Here is a 19,489-nt window from a genome sequence, read left to right as displayed (position 1 = left end):
GACGGGGGGTCAGCCACCGGAGAGCGCCTTGACGACCCGGGACGGCGACGGCCGGCCGAGGTGCCCGGCCATCCACACCGACGTCCCGACGAGCGCGTCGAGGTCGACCCCGGTCTCCACCCCCGCGCCGTCGAGCGCCCACACGAGGTCCTCGGTCGCGAGGTTCCCCGTGGCCGACCTCGCGTAGGGGCAGCCACCGAGCCCTCCGGCGGCGGCGTCGACGACCGTCACCCCGTCCCGCAGGGCCGCCATGGTGTTCGCCAGGGCCTGGCCGTAGGTGTCGTGGAAGTGCACCGCGGTGCGCTCCGGGCCGATCCCGGCGGCGTCGAGGGCCGCGAGCAGCCGGTGGACGTGGCCGACGGTCCCGACCCCGATCGTGTCGCCGAGCGAGAGCTGGTCGCAGCCGAGGTCCATGAGGCGCCGGCACACGTCGACGACCTGTTCCACCGGGACGGGCCCCTCCCACGGGTCGCCGAAGCACATCGAGGCGTACGCCCGCACCCAGAGACCCGCGGCCCGCGCACGCTCGACCACCGGCGCGAACATGGCCACGGACTCCTCCACCGAGCGGTTGAGGTTCTTGCGCGCGAAGGTCTCGGTGGCGCTGCCGAACACCGCGACGGCTCCGACCCCGGCGGCGAGCGCGCGGTCGAGACCGCACTCGTTGGGGACTAGCACCGGACGCCGCGACCCGGTGCCGTCCTCCCCGAGCAGGCCGAGCACCTCCTCGGCGTCCGCGAGCTGCGGCACCCAGCGCGGGTCGACGAAGGACGTGGTCTCCACGGTGCCGAGCCCGGTGGCCGCGAGCCGGCGGACGAGCTCGGCCTTGACGGCCGGTGGCACGACGGTCGCCTCGTTCTGGAGTCCGTCCCGAGGCCCCACCTCGTACACCGTGACCCGGCGCGGCAGCGAGGGGTCCGGCTCGAGCTGGGGCAGCGGGCGGTCCATCCCGGCATCGTGACATGCCGGACCCTGCCACGGAGACGGGCACCGACCGTTACCCTCGACCGCGGCACCGGGTGACCGGGCCGTTTCCGGCACCACCGAGGGGACGAAAGAGTGAGCGACGAGCGCGACGACCGGGACGAGCGGGACGGCCAGGCCCCCGCCGAGGACACCTTCGGGGACCCGACGGCCCCGCCGCCGTTGCCCGACCGACCGTCGTACGGCAGCGCCCCGACCCAGCCGGTGTCGACCGACGAGACCCAGGCGACCCCCACGTACCCCGAGCCACCGGGGTACGTGGGGCCCAGCTACTCCACCCCGACGTACGAGTCCCCCACGTACGGCTCTCCCTACGGCGCGCCGCCGCCGGCGGCGCCCCAGGGCACACCGCCGGCGCCCGGCGGGTACGGCACGGCCCCGGCGCCCGGTGCCCAGGGCCCCTACGGCAGCCACCCCGGCGCCGGGACCCCCTACCCCTCCTCGGGCACGACCCCCCACGGCGGGCAGCCGCCGTACGGCGGCGGGCCCGTCCAGCCTGTCGGCAGCCCCGCCGCGGGGTACCCGCCGCCCGCCCTTCAGGGAACCCCGGTCCAGCCCGGTGGCTCCCCGTACGCCGCCCCACCCGTGGGATACGCCCCGACCCAGACCAACGGGAGCGCCCTCGCGCTGACGATCGTCTCCGGGGCCCTCATCTTCTTCTGCGTCGGGCTGCTGCAGATCCCGGCCCTCGTCTTCGGGATCGTCGCCCTGACGAAGCAGTCCTCGGACCCCGAGGGCTCGCGGCGTACCACCCGGCACGGCTGGATCGCCTTCACCATCGGCCTCGTCGTCAACGTCCTCGTCCTCGTCACCTTCGTCGTGTTCGTCATCGTGGCCGACGGAGGCGGCAGCAGCAGCTTCGAGACCTACGACCAGGGTTACTGAGCGCACCCGCACAGGGGGCGTCCAGCGAACTCCCAGGCTTCGGCCCGAGAATAGGGCGGTGACCGCCACCGAGTCCCCCGAGGCCCGCCTCCTCGTCGTCGAGGACGAGCCCAACATCCGTGAGCTCCTCGCGACGTCGCTGCGCTACGCCGGCTTCGACGTCGCCACCGCCGCGAACGGGTCGGAGGCCATCCGAGTCGCGGGCGACCACGACCCCGACCTGTGCGTCCTCGACGTCATGCTCCCGGACATGGACGGCTTCACCGTCACCCGGAGGCTGCGCGACCAGGGACGGCAGCTGCCGATCGTCTTCGTCACGGCCCGCGACTCGGTCGACGACAAGATCAAGGGGCTCACGGTCGGCGGCGACGACTACGTGACCAAGCCGTTCAGCCTCGAGGAGGTCGTCGCCCGTATCCGCGCCGTCCTGCGTCGGACCCGCGGCGAGTCCGACGAGGACCGTCACGTCCTCGTCTTCGAGGACCTCGAGCTCGACGAGGAGTCCCACGAGGTCCGCCGGGCGGGCCGGGTCGTCGAGACCAGCCCCACCGAGTTCAAGCTCCTTCGCTATCTCATGCTCAACCCGAACCGGGTGCTCTCCAAGGCGCAGATCCTCGACCACGTCTGGGACTACGACTTCCGCGGGGAGTCCGGCATCGTCGAGTCCTACATCTCCTACCTGCGACGCAAGCTCGACACCGACGGCCTGCCGTCGCTCATCCACACCAAGCGCGGCGTCGGGTACGTCCTGCGGCTGCCCCCGTCCACCTGATGGCGGCGACGTCGGCGCCTCCCGTCGGGCCGGAGGCCGCCGGTCCCGCGCCGACCCGCCCCGGAGTCGTCGCCGGCACGGTTCGGCAGCTCGAGGCCGTCCCGCTGCGGACCCGGCTGCTCCTCATCGTCGGCGTGCTGGTCGGTGCGGCCCTGGTCTCCACGAGCGTGGTCACGGCCTACCTCCTCAAGAGCGACCTCGACGCCCGCATCGACACCGAGCTGCGCAGCGTGCTCACCCCCGTCGCGAACCAGGCGCTGGACGACCTGCGCTCGCAGGGCGACCCGCTGCCCACGAGCTACGCGTTCGTCCTGCAGAGCCCGGCCGGGACGATCTCCCGGTCGCCCACGGGCCAGAGCGCCCGCCCCGCGGTGCCGGTGCTGACCCGCGACGACTCCCGGGTCCGCACCCAGGACCCGTTCACCGTCGGGTCCGAGAACTCGCGCATCCGGTGGCGCTTCGTCGCCGCCCCCGTCGCCGACGCGGACGCCGTCGTCGCCGTCGGCGTGCCGCTCGAGACGGTCTCGCACACGGTGACCCGGCTCCTGGCCTCGACCGCGCTGCTCGGCACGCTGGCGCTCGTGCTGTCCCTCGTCCTCGGGCACTTCGCCGTGCGCCGGGCCTTCCGGCCGCTGCGCAGGATCGAGGACACCGCGGCGGGCATCGCGGCGGGCGACCTCACCCAGCGGGTCCCGGTGCGCACGGCCGACGACGAGGTCACCTCGCTCTCGCGCAGCCTCAACCGGATGCTCGCGCGGGTCGAGTCCTCCTTCGCGGTCCGGGAGGCGAGCGAGGAGCGGATGCGGCAGTTCGTCGCCGACGCCTCCCACGAGCTGCGCACACCCCTGGCGACGGTGCAGGGCTACGCCGAGCTGTACCGCCAGGGGGCAGTCCGCGACCCGGCGGACGTCGGGTCGGCGATGGCGCGCATCGAGGCCGAGTCCGGGCGGATGAGCGTCCTCGTCGAGGACCTGCTCATGCTGGCCCGGCTCGACGAGGAGCCCGAGGAGGAGACGACCGACGTCGACCTCACCGTCCTCGCGGCGGACGCCGTCGCCGACGCCCGGGCCCGGGCCCCGGAGCGGCGCATCGCGCTCGTCGGCCTGACCGGGGCGGTCGAGCCCACCGTGCTGAGCGGCTCGGAGCCCCGGCTGCGTCAGGTCGTCACCAACCTCGTCGCCAACGCCCTGCGGCACACGCCGGAGGGCACACCCGTCGAGGTGGCCGTGGGGAAGGACGCCGACGGCACGGCTCTGGAGGTGCGCGACCACGGCGACGGGGTCCCCCCGGAGATCGCGGCGAAGGTCTTCGAGCGGTTCTTCCGGGTCGACCCGTCCCGAGGTCGCGGCAGCGGGGGCAGCGGGCTGGGCCTGGCCATCGTCGCCGCCATCGTCGCGGCGCACCACGGCCGGGTCGGCGTCGCTCCGACCCCCGGGGGCGGTGCGACCTTCGTCGTCCGGTTCGCACAGCCCGCTCCCAGCCACTGAACAGCCGGTGTCCACCTCGACCGCGTTGAGTAGGGCGTAGTCCAGCCGAAGGAGCACGAACGAGCGATGAGCGACCAGCAGCCCACCCCCCGCAGCAACGGCCCCGAGTGGACCACCCCCACCTGGTACACCCCCCACGGCGGGACGGGCACCGCCACCCGGCCGGAGCTGGGCTCGCAGACCGCTCCGCTGCCCGCCGCACCGCAGCAGCAGCCTCACGCCCCCCAGAACCACCCCACCGGCCCCTCGGTCCCCCCTCCCCCTCACGGTGGGCCGGGCGGTCCGGTGGGGGCGTCCGGCCCCCCGGGATCTCCCTCCTCGGGCTCCGGACGGCGGCGCGTCGCGGAGCTCTCCGCGGTCGCCCTGCTCGCCGCCGCCCTGTCCACCGGCGGCACCCTCGCCGCGGTCCGGCTGACCGACGACGCGCAGACCCCCTCCACTGCGCAGTCGTCGGCCCAGCCGGACCCCGGCACGGAGCAGCAGGGCCCCGTCGCCCAGGCGGACGCGAACGCCCCGGACTGGACCGCGACGGCCGCCGCGGTGTCGCCGAGCGTCGTCGCGATCGACGCCGCGAGCAACCAGGGCGAGGCCGCCGGCTCGGGCGTCGTCATCGACCGTGACGGGCACGTCGTGACGAACAACCACGTGGTCGCCGGCGCCCAGAAGCTCCAGGTCACGCTGGCCGACGGCCGCACCTACGCGGCCGAGGTCCAGGGCACCGACCCCTCGACCGACCTCGCGGTCATCACGATCGAGAACGCACCGCAGGACCTCGCCCCCGTCACCCTCGGTGACTCCGACGCCCTGACGGTCGGCGAACCGGTCATGGCCGTCGGCAACCCCCTCGGGCTGGCGGGGACCGTGACCACCGGCATCGTCAGCGCCCTCAACCGTCCCGTGACGACGCAGGCCGAGCAGCAGCCGTCCAGCCCCTTCGGCAACGGCGACTTCCAGCAGCAGCAGGCCGAGCCGGTCGTGACGAACGCGATCCAGACCTCGGCGGCGATCAACCCCGGCAACAGCGGCGGGGCGCTCGTCGACGCGGAGGGCCGGCTCGTCGGCATCAACTCCTCGATCGCCTCGCTCGGCGGCTCGAACGGCGGCCAGTCCGGCAGCATCGGCATCGGGTTCGCCATCCCGGTCCGCGAGGTCAGCTCGATCGCCGACCAGCTGATCAAGACCGGCACCGCGAAGCACGCCTACCTCGGTGTCACGCCGCAGGACGGCTCGGCCTCGGACGGCTCGGCCACCCGGGCCGGCGCCGAGATCACCTCGGTCGGCGAGGGCACCCCCGCCGCGCAGGCCGGGCTGCAGGAGGGCGACGTCGTCGTCGCGGTCGACGGCGAGGCGGTGGACTCCGCCGAGTCGCTCGTGGCCCACATCCGCGAGAAGACGGTCGGCGACACCGTGCAGCTCACGGTGCTGCGTGACGGGAGGAGCACGGAGCTCACCGCGACCCTCGAAGCCCGGGACGCCGACGCCGGCTGACATCCACAGGAGCATCACCCCGGAGCGCCACCGACAGGGCGCCTGGGCACGGGATGAGTACCCGTGCTCAGGCGCCCTGTCGCGTGCTGCGGGGAGGCTGTCGGTCATGACGCAGAGGGATGACGTGGTGCGGCTCGAGCGCGAGTTCGCCGACGCGATGCAGCGCATGTACGTGGTGGGCAACGGGCTCGCCCGGATGCGGGCCGAGCTCGACCACGATGCCGCGACGAGCCCCCCGGGCGCTGCGGAGCCGCAGCCGGCCACGGGCGCGCACACCGGTGGGACGGTGACCCGGGGTGTCCCGGTCGCACCGCTGCCAGGACCCGCACGGGCCTCGTCCCCGCTCCCCACCCCGGTCCCGTGGTACCGGCGCGAGGGGGCGGTGACCCGGGTGCTCGCGGTCTCCGGCGCGGTCGTCACGCTGGCCGGGATCGCGATGCTCCTCGTCATCGCCGTCCGCCACGGGTGGTTCGGTCCGGCGGCCCGGGTGAGTGCCGGCGCCGCCCTCGCGGCCGTCCTCGGTGTCCTCGGCGCGCGTGGAGGGGCGCGTGACCGAGGGCTCGGACGACCCGTGGGGACTGCCGCGGTGGCTCTCGTCGCGACCGGTGCGGCCGCCGCGTTCCTCGACGTCGTCGCGGTGACCGTGGCCTACGGCTGGATACCACCGGTCGTCGGGCTCGTCCTGTGCCTCGGCGTGGCCGTCGCGGGGCTCGGGCTCGCCCGGGCCTGGTCGAGCGAGACCCTGGCCGTCCTCATGGTCGCCGGCGCCGGGACCTTCGGCCCGGTCGTCGCCGGGGGCACCGGATGGGTGCTCTCGGCGCTGCTCACCGTCCTCCTCGTCGTCGGGTGGTGGGCGGCGGACGGACGTGCCGTCCCGGTCCTCACCGTCGTGCGGACCGTGCCCGCCGTCCTCTCCCTCCTCGCGGCGGCGGCCACGACGCCGCCGCCGGTCGAGGCGCTCGGGCTCGCCGCGGTCGCCGCGGTGGTGCTCGTCGCCTCGCTCGCCATGGCCGGGGACGCGGCCCGTCGGAGCGTCGGTGGCGTCGCTCCGACGGTCTCGGTCGGTCTCGCCGTGGTCGCCACGCTCGGGGTCGACGCCGCCCAGGAGGCGCCGCTCGACACCCTGACCCACCTGGTCGTCGCGGCCGCTCTGCTGCTCACCGCGACCACCTGGGGTCGGCCGCCGTTCGGCCCGCTGCCCACGCATCTCGTCGCGACGACCGCCGGCGGCGGTGCGGTGGCGGCGGTCCTCGCCGCCGTCACCGGGGCCCCGTCCGCGTTCGTCGGCACCGGGCTCCTCGTGCTCGCGCTCGGCCACCTCGCCGTCGCCGGCACCGCCCGCTCCCGCATCGGTCTGGCGCTGGGCACCGGCATGTCCGCGCCGGCCGTGCTCGGATGGCTCGACCACGCGGCGGCGGTGACCGACTGGAGCAGCTCCGCTCGGCACGACCTGCCCGTCACGTTCCTCGACGGCGTGCTGACCGTCGTCCTCTGCATGGTCGGCGTCTGGGCGGCCACGGTCGTCCGGGGTGTCCCCCGCCCACTGCGGACCGCCGCCCGGGTCACCGGCCTCGCCGTCGGCCTGGGCGCCGTCACGACCCTGTTCGTCAGCCTCGGCACCATGACGGGGCTGGGCCTCGCCCACGCCGAGACCGGCTTCACCGTGGGTCACGCGTTCGCGACGCTCGCCTGGATGGCGGTCGCGGCGGGCCTGCTCCTGTGGTCGCTCGACCACGCGAGCGGCGCGGACGTCGCGCTGCGCACGGGTCTGGTCGTCGCCGCGGTCGCCGTCGCCAAGCTGTTCCTCTTCGACCTCGCAGCCCTCGACGGCGTCGTCCGCTCGCTCGCCTTCATCGGCACCGGGCTGCTGCTCCTCACCACCGGGAGCCGCTACGCCCGCGCGTGGGAGGACGTCCGCCGGACCCCGCCGGCCGCGCAGTCCTCCGAGAGCGCGGCCTGACGCCGGGCGCCGGCTCGCAGGCGGCCCGCCGTCCGCCGGACCCCACCCCTCCCGGCAGCCCCGGGGCGTCCTAGATTTGTCGGCAGGTGGGTGTCGCATCCGCGACCGCGCGTTCGTAGGACGGGTGAGGGCACGGCAGGAGGCCGTGGCCACGACACGGAGGAGAAGCACCATGGCTCAGTACATGCTCGGCGTCTACCACGCGGCCGGCGTCCACGAGGCCGGAGAGGTCTACGCGGACGAGGCGGCCATGGAGGCCGCCATCGCCGCCGTGGACGAGTTCAACGAGACGCTCCAGGCCTCCGGCGCCTGGCTCTTCGCCGGCGGGCTCACCCCGCCGGAGAGTGCCACGGTCGTCGACAACACCGGCAGCGACGTCACGACCACCGACGGCCCGTTCGCCGAGAGCAAGGAGTTCCTGGGCGGGTTCTGGGTCATCGAGGCCTCCGACCTCGACGCCGCCATCGAGATCGCCGCCAAGGGCTCGGCCGCCTGCGGCCAGCGGGTGGAGGTCCGCCCGCTCGCCAGCGAGTGAGCAGATGACCCGCTCGGGGGATGCCCTCACCACCGTCGACACCCTCTACCGCGCCGAGTTCGGTCGCATCGTCGCCGGGCTGACCCGACGCTTCGGCGACCTCTCGCTCGCGGAGGAGATGACGCAGGAGGCCTTCTCGGAGGCCGTTCGTCGATGGCCCGAGGAGGGCATCCCCCCGCGGCCGGCGGGCTGGCTGACCGTCACCGCCCGCAACAAGGCCCTCGACCGCGTCCGGCGTGAGTCCACCCGGGACTCACGCCACCAGGAGGCACACGTGCTGTACGCCCACGAGGACCCCGGGTCCACGGTGAGCTCGGTGCCCGACGACCGCCTCCGCCTGCTCTTCACCTGCTGTCACCCGGCGCTGGCCAGGTCGGCCCAGGTGGCGCTGACGCTCCGGCTCCTCGGCGGGCTCACCGTCCCCGAGGTCGCGCACGCCTTCCTCGTCCCGGAACGGACGATGGCCCAGCGGATCACCCGGGCGAAGCGCAAGATCGCCGATGCCCGCATCCCGTACCGCGTGCCGCGCGACAGCGAGCTCCCCCAGCGCCTCGGCGGCGTGCTCGCGACGCTCTACCTCATCTACAACGAGGGCTACCTCGCCCACGGTGAGGAGCCGGTCCGGACCGACCTCTCGGCCGAGTCGATCCGGCTCACCCGGGTGCTGTGCTCGCTCATGCCCGACGAACCGGAAACGACCGGCCTGCTGGCCCTCATGCTGCTGTCCGACGCCCGGCGTCCGGCCAGGGTCCGAGACGTCGACGGCTCGCCCCGCCTGGTGCCGCTGGACGAGCAGGACCGACGGCTCTGGGACCGGGTGCTCGTCACCGAGGGCCACGAGCTCGTCCGGGAGTGCCTGCGTCGCAACCGGCCGGGCCAGTACCAGCTGCTCGCCGCCATCCAGGCGGTGCACACCGATGCCGTGACATTCGACGACACCGACTTGGGCGCAGATCCGGGCCCTCTACGACCAGCTGTACGCAATGACTCCCACCCCGGTCGTGGCCCTCAACCGCGCCGTCGCCGTCGCGGAGGTCGAGGGCGCCGCGGAGGCGCTGCGTCTCGTCGAGGACCTCGAGCTGCCCGGCTACACCGCCTACCACGCGACCCGTGCCGACCTGCTGCGGCGGCTGGGCCGCGGCGACGAGGCGCGGGCGGCCTTCGACCGGGCCCTCGAGCTCACGACGAACCCCTCGGAGCGCGCGGACCTCGAGCGCCGCCGCGCCGCTCTCGCCTGAGGGCCCGGCCGAGCGGGCTGCGGGCGCACCGGGAGAACGACCGACGCCCACGGTGCGGAGCGCCCCGGCGGTCGGGCGCCGATCCGGCCGCCGGTCTGCGAGAGTGACCCGATGCAGTCGTTGACGGACCGGTGGGCGGCGGACGCCCGCGGTGCGCTCGACGGGGTGGACGACGCAGCCCTGGCCGCCGTGGGGCGCGACCTCGTCGCCCGCTGGGACGAGCCACACCGGCACTACCACGACTCGACCCACCTGGCGGAGGTCATCGCGGCCGTCGACGAGCTGTGCAAGGCGCTACGGGTGCGCGGCCGCGAGCGGTCGGTCGCGCTCCTCGCCGCCTGGTTCCACGACGCCGTCTACTCCCCGGTCACCGGTGCGGACAACGAGCGGGCGAGCGCACGCTACGCCGTCGAGTGCCTCGCCACCCTGGGCGCCGACGACGTACTCGTCGACGACGTCGCCACGGTCGTCCTCGACACCGCCGCCCACGAGGTCGACGCCCGGCACGCCGCACCGGCCCGGGTCCTGCTGCACGACGCCGACCTCTGGGTCCTCTCCGCGCCGACCCCCCGCTTCGACGAGTACTGCGTCCAGGTGCGTGCGGAGTACGCGCACGTCACCACCGCCGACTACGCCGCGGGTCGCAGCGCGGTGCTGCGGCCGTTCCTCGTCCGGCCGCACGTGTACGCCACCCCGCACGCGCGGCGGACGTGGGAGCCGGCGGCGCGCGAGAACCTGGCCCGCGAGCTCAGTCGGCTCGCGGCGTGAGGGTGGCGGCGACGAGCGGCCAGTAGAAGTGGTCGCCGCACAGCGCCTCGAGCTCGTCCCAGGTGACCCAGCGGCGCTCGTCGGTGTCGTCGAGCGTCGACGACAGCGACGGCCTGACCTCCGGGAGGTCGACGACGTACACCTGGAGGATGTCCTGTCCCTCACGCCACAGGCCGCCGGCGGTGCGGTGGTGGAAGCGCTCGTACCCGACGGCGCGCAGCGCGGCCGGGTCGAGCCGGATGCCCACCTCCTCCGTGGCCTCGCGCACGGCGTTCTCCCGCACCGACTCGTGCGGCTCACGCCATCCGCCGGGAGCGCCCCACTGGTCCCGCCGCACCGACCGGACGACCGCGAAGTCCCCCCGAGCGTCGCGCACGTAGACCATCGCGGCGAAGACCCGGGCCGCGTGGGCCTCGCGCGCGGAACGGATGAGGTCGACGTCGGCGGAGGTGCCGTCCGGGAAGGAGACCCCGGTGACCCGTGCGACGCCGATGTCCCCGCGCCGCTTCTGCATCCGCAGCCCGCTCCCGACGAGGGCCCGGACGACCTCTCGGCCCTGGACGGGCAGCGCGCCGGCCGCGACGACCGCGTCGTAGCGCTCCTCGGGGACGTCGTAGTGGTCGCCCTCGAAGGCGGCGCGCGGGATGCCGCAGCGCTCCGCGAAGGCGTGCAGCTCATCGAGGCTCGTGTCGCTCACGAGGTGGGACCAGCGCCGCCCGTGCGCCTCGAACCGGGGCGGGTCGACGAGGATGGCCACGCCGCGAGCCTAGGACGTGGTCCCCGCCACGGTGGTCCCGACGGGCGCTGCGGGGGCGTCTGTGGAAAACCTCGCGGCCGGACGCCCGGTCCGGCCTAGCGTCGGAGGACGAGGGTGGCCGTCCGGGCCGCCCACGACCGAAGGGGTGGACCCCACATGGCTGCACAGTTCCAGGTCGACACCGACCGCATCGCCGCCGCGTCCGCGGACGTCGCGCGCATCTCGTCCGAGATCGAGGGGCAGGTCGGTGTCATGCTCGCCCGGCTCACCGGCCTGCAGGACGCGTGGACCGGCACGGCGTCCACGCAGTTCCAGGGCGTCGTCACCCAGTGGCGCGGCACCCAGCAGCAGGTGCGCGAGAGCCTCGACTCGATCGGCCAGGTGCTCGGGGCGGCCGGGTCGCAGTACGCCGACACCGAGGCCCAGGCCGTGCGGATGTTCTCCTAGCGCGTCGCGGGCAGGAGGGCCGGCAGGGGACCGCCCTCCTGCCACCCGGCGCACGCCGCCGTGCGGCTACTCCGTGGCGATGGCCCGCAGCACGTCGAGCCGCGCGGCCCGCCGCCCCGGCCAGACCGCCGCCAGGACCCCGACGAGCGCAGCGACCGCGACGAACCCGGCCAGCTGCCACCACGGCACGGCGAGGACGTCGATGCCGTCGTCGGCGAGCGAGCGCTGCAGCGCCACGGAGAAGACGAGCCCGAGGACGATGCCGAGCACCGCACCGAGCACCGCGATGGCCACCGACTCCAGCCGCAGCATCGAGCGCAGCTGGCGCCTGCTGAGGCCCACGGCACGCAGCAGGCCGATCTCGCGTACCCGCTCGACCACCGACAGCGCGAGGGTGTTGACGATGCCGAGGACGGCGATGACCACGGCGAGGCCGAGCAGGGCGTAGACGATGAAGAGCAGCCGGTCGATGGGCTCGCGCTGCTCGGCGGCGAACTCGGCCTGGTCGGCCACCGTGACGGTGGGGAGGTCCGCGACGGCCTCGTCCAGCGCGGCGCGCAGGGCGTCGCGGTCGGTCCCCGGACGGGCGAGGACGAACGCCGTGCGGTCGGTGGGCGGCACCCCGAGCTCGTCGAACGCCTCGAGCGACATCGTGACGTCCGAGACGAGGACCGCGTCCTCGACGTAGGTCGCGACGACCGTCACGGCCCGCTCGTCCCCCGCGAACCCGAGGGTCACCGCCGACCCCACCGCGAGACCGTGGCCGACGGCGTACTCGTCGGACAGCGCGATGCCGTCGGTCCCGAGGTCGGCGAGCGAGCCCGACACGACGTCTGGCGTCGCCACCCGGGTCACGGCGTCGGGGTCGACCCCCGTGGCGAACTCACGGTCGCCGTCCACCTCGAGCCGTGCGCCCCGCACCCGGACGACCGTCTCGACCCCGTCCGTGGCGGCCACGGCGTCCGTGATGGCCGCCGAGAAGCCCTGGCCGACGACGCTCGAGACGATGTAGTCGGCGACGATGTCCTCGGCCAGCGCCTTGTCCAGGCTGGCCTTCGCCGACGCCCCGAGCACCGACATGAGGGTGACGAGCGATACGCCGATCATCAGCGCCGACGCCGTCGCCCCGGTGCGCCGTGGGTTGCGCCGCGCGTTCTGCTCCGCCATCCGGCCGACCGCCCCGAATCCCTTCCGGTACAGCCGTCCGAGCACCCCGAGCACCGGACGACCGAGCACGGGGCTGAGCAGTGCCGTCCCCACGAGCACCCCGAACGTCCCTGCTCCGAGCACGTAGGTGGGCTCGCTGCCCCGGCCTGCGAGCCCCGCCGCCATCCCCGCGGCACCGGCGGCCAGGAGCACGGCCCCGACGGCGAGGCGGCGGCGCATCCCGCCCTCGGCGAGGACGACGTCGTCGCGCATCGCGGCGACCGGCGGCACCGCACCGGCCCGGCGGGCCGGCAGGTAGGCCGCGACGACCGTGACGAGCACCCCGACGACGAGCGCGACGACGACGGTCCGCGGCCGCAGCTCGAGCGCGCTGACCCCGAGGTCGAGCCCGACCCGGCCGAACACCCAGCGGATCCCGAGCGCGAGGACCACGCCGAGCGCCACCCCGAGGGCCGAGCCGACGAGACCGACGACGAGGGCCTCGAGGAGCACCGAGCGCGACACCTGCCGCCGGCTCGCGCCGATCGCGCGGAGCAGTGCGAGCTCCCGGCTGCGCTGCGCGACGAGGATCGAGAAGGTGTTGACGATGAGGAAGGCCCCCACGGTCAGGGCGACACCGGCGAAGACGAGGAGGAACGTCGTGACGAACGAGAGCGCCTCGTCGATGCGGTTCGCGGTCCGCTGCGCCGCGGCGTCCCCCGTCGTCGCCTCGAACCCCTCGGGAAGCTCCGACCGGACGGCCGCGACCAGCTCGTCCTGACTGGTCCCGTCGGCGGCCGTCACCCACACCGTGGACCACTGTCCGGCCCCGCCGAGGTAGAGCTCCTGGGCCTGCTCGGCGTCGAACATCACGACGCTCGCGCCGACGACCGACGTCCCCGCGAACTCCGCGGTCCCGACGAGGGTCACGGTGAGGTCGGGGCGGGCCGTCGAGGTGACGAGCGGCACCTCGTCACCGGGCCGGTAGCCCGCACGGGCCGCGGTGTTCGTGTCGAGCACGACCTCACCCGACGCGCCCGGCCACCGTCCGGTCTCGAGGGTGGAGGTCGGCAGTCCGCGGGCGGCCGGGCCGTCGCTGTAGGACACGACGATGCCGGGCGGGCCGTTGCTGCCGACGAGCTTGCCGTCGCGGTCGACGACGTACGTGCCGAACGCGGCCACCCTGCCGTCCGCGCGGGCCGCGCCGGGCACCGCGGCGAGGGTCCCGACGAGGTCGTCCGGGACCGTCCGGGTCCCACCCTGGCCGGCGCCCGGCGCTCCTCCCGCGCCTCCGACGGGACGGACGATGACATCGCCGACCGTGCCCTGGGTAAGCCCCTGGAAGGCGCGGTCGAGGGTGTCGGTGAAGACGTAGGAGCCGGCGACGAACGCGACCCCGAGGACGACGGCCACCCCGCTGAGGACCAGCCTCAGCTTGTGGGCGAGGATCCCGCGCCAGGTGGCCCGGAGCATCTCAGGCCACCGGGTCGGCCAGCCCGGCCATCCGCTCGAGGACGGTCTCGGGGGTGGGTTCGCGCAGCTCGCCGACGACCCGGCCGTCGGCGAGGAAGACGACGCGGTCGGTCCAGCTGGCGGCGCCGGGGTCGTGGGTCACCATGACGACGGTCTGGTCGTGGTCGTCGACGGCGCGGCGGAGGAAGGCGAGGACCTCCGCGCCGGAGGTCGAGTCGAGGTTGCCGGTGGGCTCGTCGGCGAAGACGACGTCCGGGCGGCCGACGAGCGCCCGCGCGCAGGCGACCCGCTGCTGCTGGCCGCCCGAGAGCTCACCCGGCCGGTGCCCGAGACGGTCCCTCAGGCCGACGGTGTCGACGACCTCGTCGAACCAGGCCGGGTCCGGCCGTCGGCCGGCGATCGCGAGCGGCAGGGTGATGTTCTCCTCGGCGGTGAGCGTCGGGACCAGGTTGAACGCCTGGAAGACGAAGCCGATGCGGTCCCGGCGCAGCTCGGTGAGGCGGCGCTCCTTGAGCGTCGTGAGGTCGACGTCGCCGAGGTACACCTGCCCGGAGGTCGCGGCGTCCAGGCCCGCGGCGCAATGCATGAGGGTCGACTTGCCGGAGCCGGAGCGGCCCATGATCGCGGTGAACTCGCCGGCGTGCAGCTCGAGACTCACGGCGTCGAGCGCGACGACCCGGGTGTCACCGCTGCCGTACACCTTGGTGAGGTCCTCGACCCGTGCGGCGGCCGCCCGTCCGGAGGGCGCCGTCGGGTCGGGGCCGGCGGGCACCGAGGGGCCCGTGGCCCCGGCGGTCGGGGAGGGCTCGGGGGTGCTCATGGGGAAACGCTAGGCGACGGGGGTGGGGAGCCGCCGTCGGGGTCCACCCCGGTCGGCCCCCGGGCCTGCGTCCTCGGCGGCCCGCGCGTCGATGTGCGTGCCGTACACCTTCCGCAGTGTCGGCCGGTCGGTGTCACCGTCGACGACCCCCGTGACCCAGGTGAGCTCGAGGCCGCCCTGGACGACGCGGAGCAGCGCGATGTTGTTGTCGAACCACGGGCCCTCGGTGACGGTCCACGGGTAGGCGGGGTCGGGCACCCGCTCCGACCTGCTCGTGAGGAACCGCATCGGGCGGACGAGCGAGCGGGTCAGCATCGACATCACGACACGGACCGCCCGGGGCATCGGGTTGCGGATCGGCGAGCAGACCGCCTGGAGGACGCGGGAGTGCGCGCCGTACTGCGCGGGGTCGGTGACCTCGGCGATGTAGGAGTTGTGGACGTCACCGGACAGGAAGGTCACCGTCGCCGGCGCGGGACCGCGCTCGCCGCGGGCCAGGCTCATCACCATCTCGGACACCTCGTCGAAACCCACGTTGAACGCGGCCCAGTGCTCGAGGTCGATGACCCGGCGGACCTTCTCCGCGAGACGTGCGGCCCGCCGCCCGTAGGCCCCCTGGGCGACCGCCTCGTCCATCGCCTCGAGGTCGTGCAGCCCGGGTGGCAGGAGGAACGGCAGCGAGGTCCCGACGAGCACGTGCCGGTGGCCACCGCGGAGCGTGTCGTCGAGCCAGCGCATCTCGACGTCGTCGAGCATCGACCGGTGTCCGGGCTGGAGGTCGCGGGCCGCGCGCGAGTCGAGGAGCACCACGAGGCAGTCCCCGACCTCGCGGGTGCAGCTCCAGCGGTAGGTCTCCGGCTGCGCGTCGGCACGGGCCGCGAGGTCGTCGAGCCTGTCGGTGAGGTCGAGCTCCTCGCCGGCCTCCCCCTCCGGCCGCGCCGCGGCGTGCTCGAGCACGTGCCGGTAGACCTCCTCCTCGGCGAGGTCGGCCGGGGACAGGTTGCCGATGTGCTGGTGCACCCAGTACGACGCGAGCCCGGAGACGATGCGCTCCTGCCACCACGTCGTCGCCCGGATGTCCTGCCGCCAGGACCACGACGTGTTCCAGTCGTCGCGGATGTCGTGGTCGTCGAAGATCATCGCCGAGGGCAGGGTCGACAGCACCCAGCGGATGACGGGGTCGCTCCAGGCGAGCCGGTAGAGCTCGTCGTACTCGGGGTAGTCCTTGATCTCGTCGTACGGCGGCTCCTCGAGGCTGCGCCGGCTGCGCATGAAGAGCTCGAGCTCGGGGTGCGGCGTGGTGTCGGCGTAGACCTGGTCGCCGAGCAGGAGCAGGAGGTCGGGCCGACCGGCGGCGGCGTCGTCGCGCAGGGCGACACCGAGGCTGCGCAGGGCGTCCACGCCGTGCTCGGTGTTCCCCGCGACGTCGTGGCTGCCCATGGTCCGGCACGAGCCGAACGCGAGGTACGGGTGCCGGTCCGGGTCGAGGGTGCGGATGCGGCTCTCGGGCGCGCCCGGCGGGGGCCAGACCGTCTCGCCGCCCACGGCGACCTCGTAGGGATGGTCGGTTCCCGGCTCGAGCCCGTCGCAGACGACGAGGGCGTAGTGCGAACCGTGGACGCGGAAGGTCGGGGAGCTCCACGAGCGTCCGTCCCGGGTCACGGTGACCGTGGCCGTGTCCGCGGTGCGCACCCACACCGTGGCCGACGTGTCGTCGACGTAGCGCAGGAGGGGCCCGAGGACGAGCGGTTCCTCGGCCGGGAGGTCGGTGGGGTGGAGGCTCATCCGCCCATCCTGCCCGCTCCGGCTGTGCCATGGCTGTCAGGAGGCACCCTGGTCCGACCCCGGCGCAGGACGGGACGACGTTGTGCCCACGACGTAGGTGTCCGATGCCCCGAGACCCCGGTTCGTCCACGAGACATGGCTTCCGAACCCTTGTCTCGTGGACATTTCGGGGTCACCCCGAAATGTCGAGGAGGAGGACGGAGTCCGGGCGGTGCGGGTGCGGGGCGAATACGACGACGGGCGGCCCTCCCGCAGGAGGACCGCCCGTCGGTCGCGTGACGCGGGGTGGGTCAGAAGCCCATGCCACCCATGTCGTCGCCACCCGGCATGGCCGGAGCGGCCTTCTCGGGCTTGTCGGCGATGACCGCCTCGGTCGTGAGGAACAGCGCGGCGATCGACGCGGCGTTCTGCAGCGCCGAGCGGGTCACCTTGGCCGGGTCGATGACGCCCGCGGAGACGAGGTCCTCGTACTCGCCGGTGGCGGCGTTGAGGCCGTGACCCGGGGTGAGGTTGGAGACCTTCTCCGCGACGACGCCACCCTCGAGACCGGCGTTGACCGCGATCTGCTTGAGCGGTGCCTCGATGGCGACCTTGACGATGTTGGCGCCGGTCGACTCGTCACCGTCGAGGGTGAGGTTGGCGAACGCCTTGGCACCGGCCTGGATCAGCGCGACGCCACCACCGGCGACGATGCCCTCCTCGACGGCCGCCTTCGCGTTGCGCACGGCGTCCTCGATGCGGTGCTTGCGCTCCTTGAGCTCGACCTCGGTGGCCGCACCCGCCTTGATGACGGCGACGCCGCCGGCGAGCTTGGCGAGGCGCTCCTGGAGCTTCTCGCGGTCGTAGTCGGAGTCCGACTTCTCGATCTCGGCGCGGATCTGGTTGACCCGACCCTGGATCTGGTCGTTGTCGCCAGCACCCTCGACGATCGTCGTCTCGTCCTTGGTGACGACGACCTTGCGGGCGCGACCCAGGAGGGAGAGGTCCGCGGTGTCGAGCTTGAGACCGACCTCCTCGGAGATGACCTGGCCACCGGTGAGGATGGCGATGTCGCCGAGCATGGCCTTGCGGCGGTCGCCGAACCCGGGGGCCTTCACCGCGGCGGACTTGAACGTGCCACGGATCTTGTTGACGACGAGCGTGCTCAGGGCCTCGCCCTCGACGTCCTCGGAGATGACGAGCAGCGGCTTGCCGGACTGCATGACCTTCTCGAGGAGGGGCAGCAGGTCCTTGATGTTGCCGATCTTGGAGTTCGCGATGAGGACGTAGGGGTCCTCGAGCACGGCCTCCATGCGCTCGGTGTCGGTGACGAAGTAGTGGCTGATGTAGCCCTTGTCGAAGCGCATGCCCTCGGTGAGCTCGAGCTCGAGGCCGAAGGTGTTGCTCTCCTCGACGGTGATGACGCCTTCCTTGCCGACCTTGTCCATCGCCTCGGCGATCATCTCGCCGATGGCCGGGTCGGCCGCGGAGATCGACGCGGTCGCGGCGATCTGCTCCTTGGTCTCGACGTCCTTGGCGTTCGCCAGCAGCTCGTCGGAGACGGCCTGGGTGGCCTTCTCGATGCCGCGCTTGAGCGCCATCGGGTTGGCACCCGCGGCGACGTTGCGCAGGCCCTCGCGGACGAGCGCCTGGGCGAGGACGGTGGCCGTCGTCGTGCCGTCACCGGCCACGTCGTCGGTCTTCTTGGCGACCTCCTTGACGAGCTCGGCGCCGATCTTCTCGTACGGGTCGTCGAGCTCGATCTCCTTGGCGATCGAGACACCGTCGTTGGTGATCGTGGGGGCGCCCCACTTCTTCTCCAGCACGACGTTGCGGCCCTTGGGGCCGAGGGTGACCTTGACGGCGTCGGCGAGGGTGTTCATACCCCGCTCGAGACCGCGGCGCGCCTCCTCATCGAAAGCGATGATCTTGGCCATTCGGGTGGTTCCTCCCACGCGAATCGAAGGTGGGACCGGACGGTGCCCGCGACGGACGAGCCGGGCGACACGGCTCACATCACCGTGTCGACCCGACCCTCACCGGGCCGGTCGGATTCTGTCACTCTCACCAGGAGAGTGCTAAGGCTCATTATTGGCACTCTCCCCCGGCGAGTGCAAACGCGCGTCGTCGCGCCACGAGAGGTGCTGTGCGAGGAGCTCGTGCACAGCCGCTTCTGGACGGCCGGTCCGCGCCGTCGCCGTCAGAGCACCGGGTCGGCGTCCTCGAACGTCAGCCGCATCGACGCGTCGGCCTCCGACGCCACCGGGTCGGCGAGGTCGGCGACGAAGACGGCGAGGGCCTCGCGGGCGGGGTTGCCGTCGAGCTCGTGCAGCACCTCGCGCCAGGCCGCCAGGTTGGGGTGCGGCACGTCGGTGCACGCCTCCGCCGGCGAGAGCGACTCGACCGCGGCCTCCAGGTCGGCACGGCCCAGCGGGAGGGTGGCCGTCGAGCCGTCGTGGCCGAGGATCGTCGCGAGGACGACCGCAGGCAGCCCGTGCTCCCCGCCGGGGGCGTTGACGTGCGGGAACACCCACTCGGGCGAGGAGGTGGCCGGCGAGATGCCCACCGCGTACGCGACCGGCGGACGCCATCCCTCGATCCGTGCCGCGAGATGGGTCTTGATGGCCGCGAGGCCGTCCCGGGTGCTCCAGTCGAGATCCGTCATCCGGCCATCCTCGCAGCACACCCCGGCTGGGCCCTCCTGAGATGAACGGCAGGTGAACGAGACGGCCCCCGCTTGACGTCGGCGGGTGTCGTGGGCGCTCCCGACGTCGACGCCCCGTGGGCCTACCCGGACCCCGACCCACCCTGAGCCCTCCCGGCACCTCGTTCCTTCTACGCGGTTCGAGGTGATGTTCGACCTTCTCGAGGTCGAACATCACCTCGAACCGGATGCGGGCGGAAACGCCGTGGACACAGAGACGCCCGTCCGGCTTCCCTCACGGACGGGCGTCACTGGTCGGTG

16 protein-coding genes are annotated in these 19,489 nt (G+C 73.7%); 9 read left to right on the top strand and 7 right to left on the bottom strand.

Going from position 1 to position 19,489, the window contains the following annotated elements; genetic code table 11:
* Positions 1-9 precede the first annotated feature (9 nt).
* Positions 10-948 carry a hydroxymethylglutaryl-CoA lyase gene (locus tag JQN72_RS03170; RefSeq protein WP_204133717.1) on the bottom strand — a complete coding sequence of 313 codons (939 nt, stop codon included), beginning with the start codon at positions 946-948 and terminating at the stop codon, positions 10-12.
* A gap of 111 nt (positions 949-1,059) precedes the next feature.
* On the opposite strand from JQN72_RS03170, the gene JQN72_RS03165 reads away from it, so the two are divergent.
* The 8 genes from JQN72_RS03165 (at position 1,060) to JQN72_RS03130 (ending at position 10,117) form a co-directional block, all read left to right on the top strand.
* Complete coding sequence (locus JQN72_RS03165) at positions 1,060-1,869, top strand: hypothetical protein (protein WP_204133716.1); 810 nt, start codon at positions 1,060-1,062, stop codon at positions 1,867-1,869.
* Between the two features lie 58 nt (positions 1,870-1,927).
* Positions 1,928-2,641, top strand: a complete 714-nt coding sequence (locus JQN72_RS03160; protein WP_204133715.1) for a response regulator transcription factor — start codon at positions 1,928-1,930, stop codon at positions 2,639-2,641.
* A complete protein-coding gene (locus tag JQN72_RS03155) occupies positions 2,641-4,128 on the top strand; it encodes a cell wall metabolism sensor histidine kinase WalK (RefSeq protein WP_204133714.1) in 1,488 nt (495 codons plus the stop codon). Before JQN72_RS03160 ends, JQN72_RS03155 begins: the two co-directional genes overlap by 1 nt.
* 66 nt (positions 4,129-4,194) lie before the next feature.
* Positions 4,195-5,616 (top strand): S1C family serine protease, encoded by a 1,422-nt coding sequence (locus tag JQN72_RS03150; RefSeq protein WP_204133713.1) that lies wholly within the window; start codon positions 4,195-4,197, stop codon positions 5,614-5,616.
* Between the two features lie 106 nt (positions 5,617-5,722).
* Entirely contained in the window at positions 5,723-7,576 is a 1,854-nt protein-coding gene (locus JQN72_RS03145; protein ID WP_204133712.1) for a DUF2339 domain-containing protein, read from the top strand.
* A gap of 172 nt (positions 7,577-7,748) precedes the next feature.
* Positions 7,749-8,111: a YciI family protein gene (locus tag JQN72_RS03140; protein WP_204133711.1), complete on the top strand. Its 363-nt coding sequence runs from the start codon at positions 7,749-7,751 to the stop codon at positions 8,109-8,111.
* A 4-nt stretch (positions 8,112-8,115) separates the two neighbouring features.
* On the top strand, positions 8,116-9,456 hold the full coding sequence (locus JQN72_RS03135) for a DUF6596 domain-containing protein (protein ID WP_307812389.1): 1,341 nt from the start codon (positions 8,116-8,118) through the stop codon (positions 9,454-9,456).
* Between the two features lie 4 nt (positions 9,457-9,460).
* A complete protein-coding gene (locus tag JQN72_RS03130; protein WP_204133710.1) occupies positions 9,461-10,117 on the top strand; it encodes a hypothetical protein in 657 nt (218 codons plus the stop codon).
* On the opposite strand, the gene JQN72_RS03125 is transcribed toward JQN72_RS03130, so the two are convergent.
* Positions 10,098-10,874 carry a DUF4031 domain-containing protein gene (locus tag JQN72_RS03125; RefSeq protein WP_204133709.1) on the bottom strand — a complete coding sequence of 259 codons (777 nt, stop codon included), beginning with the start codon at positions 10,872-10,874 and terminating at the stop codon, positions 10,098-10,100. The two genes, JQN72_RS03130 and JQN72_RS03125, sit on opposite strands and share 20 nt — an antisense overlap.
* A 156-nt stretch (positions 10,875-11,030) precedes the next feature.
* Here JQN72_RS03125 and JQN72_RS03120 point away from each other — a divergent pair, with 156 nt between their 5' ends.
* Positions 11,031-11,321, top strand: a complete 291-nt coding sequence (locus tag JQN72_RS03120) for a WXG100 family type VII secretion target (RefSeq protein WP_204133708.1) — start codon at positions 11,031-11,033, stop codon at positions 11,319-11,321.
* A 66-nt stretch (positions 11,322-11,387) separates the two neighbouring features.
* On the opposite strand, the gene JQN72_RS03115 is transcribed toward JQN72_RS03120, so the two are convergent.
* The 5 genes from JQN72_RS03115 to JQN72_RS03095 all read right to left on the bottom strand — a co-directional run bounded on the left by JQN72_RS03115 (position 11,388) and on the right by JQN72_RS03095 (position 19,189).
* Positions 11,388-13,940: an ABC transporter permease gene (locus tag JQN72_RS03115; RefSeq protein ID WP_204133707.1), complete on the bottom strand. Its 2,553-nt coding sequence runs from the start codon at positions 13,938-13,940 to the stop codon at positions 11,388-11,390.
* 1 nt (position 13,941) lies between these two features.
* Entirely contained in the window at positions 13,942-14,760 is an 819-nt protein-coding gene (locus tag JQN72_RS03110; protein WP_204133706.1) for an ABC transporter ATP-binding protein, read from the bottom strand.
* A gap of 9 nt (positions 14,761-14,769) precedes the next feature.
* Positions 14,770-16,545 (bottom strand): alkaline phosphatase D family protein, encoded by a 1,776-nt coding sequence (locus JQN72_RS03105; protein ID WP_204133705.1) that lies wholly within the window; start codon positions 16,543-16,545, stop codon positions 14,770-14,772.
* Between the two features lie 290 nt (positions 16,546-16,835).
* Entirely contained in the window at positions 16,836-18,461 is a 1,626-nt protein-coding gene (gene groL, locus JQN72_RS03100) for a chaperonin GroEL (protein ID WP_204133704.1), read from the bottom strand.
* Positions 18,462-18,724: 263 nt separating this feature from the next.
* Positions 18,725-19,189, bottom strand: a complete 465-nt coding sequence (locus JQN72_RS03095) for a hypothetical protein (protein WP_204133703.1) — start codon at positions 19,187-19,189, stop codon at positions 18,725-18,727.
* Positions 19,190-19,489 lie beyond the last annotated feature (300 nt).

Origin of the sequence: Phycicoccus sp. CSK15P-2, from assembly GCF_016888005.1 — a bacterium.
Taxonomy (GTDB): domain Bacteria; phylum Actinomycetota; class Actinomycetes; order Actinomycetales; family Dermatophilaceae; genus Phycicoccus.
The sequence above is the reverse complement of the archived record's forward strand: the minus strand, read 5'-3'. Positions and strand labels throughout refer to the sequence as shown.

Coding starts and splice junctions, on each gene's coding strand:
- JQN72_RS03155 (WP_204133714.1), top strand. CDS start 2,641: ATGGCGGCGACGTCGGCGCCTCCCGTCGGGCCGGAGGCCGCCGGTCCC.
- JQN72_RS03115 (WP_204133707.1), bottom strand. CDS start 13,940: ATGCTCCGGGCCACCTGGCGCGGGATCCTCGCCCACAAGCTGAGGCTG.
- JQN72_RS03095 (WP_204133703.1), bottom strand. CDS start 19,189: ATGACGGATCTCGACTGGAGCACCCGGGACGGCCTCGCGGCCATCAAG.
- JQN72_RS03145 (WP_204133712.1), top strand. CDS start 5,723: ATGACGCAGAGGGATGACGTGGTGCGGCTCGAGCGCGAGTTCGCCGAC.
- JQN72_RS03110 (WP_204133706.1), bottom strand. CDS start 14,760: ATGAGCACCCCCGAGCCCTCCCCGACCGCCGGGGCCACGGGCCCCTCG.
- JQN72_RS03135 (WP_307812389.1), top strand. CDS start 8,116: ATGACCCGCTCGGGGGATGCCCTCACCACCGTCGACACCCTCTACCGC.
- JQN72_RS03140 (WP_204133711.1), top strand. CDS start 7,749: ATGGCTCAGTACATGCTCGGCGTCTACCACGCGGCCGGCGTCCACGAG.
- JQN72_RS03105 (WP_204133705.1), bottom strand. CDS start 16,545: ATGAGCCTCCACCCCACCGACCTCCCGGCCGAGGAACCGCTCGTCCTC.
- JQN72_RS03130 (WP_204133710.1), top strand. CDS start 9,461: ATGCAGTCGTTGACGGACCGGTGGGCGGCGGACGCCCGCGGTGCGCTC.
- JQN72_RS03170 (WP_204133717.1), bottom strand. CDS start 948: ATGGACCGCCCGCTGCCCCAGCTCGAGCCGGACCCCTCGCTGCCGCGC.
- groL (WP_204133704.1), bottom strand. CDS start 18,461: ATGGCCAAGATCATCGCTTTCGATGAGGAGGCGCGCCGCGGTCTCGAG.
- JQN72_RS03120 (WP_204133708.1), top strand. CDS start 11,031: ATGGCTGCACAGTTCCAGGTCGACACCGACCGCATCGCCGCCGCGTCC.
- JQN72_RS03150 (WP_204133713.1), top strand. CDS start 4,195: ATGAGCGACCAGCAGCCCACCCCCCGCAGCAACGGCCCCGAGTGGACC.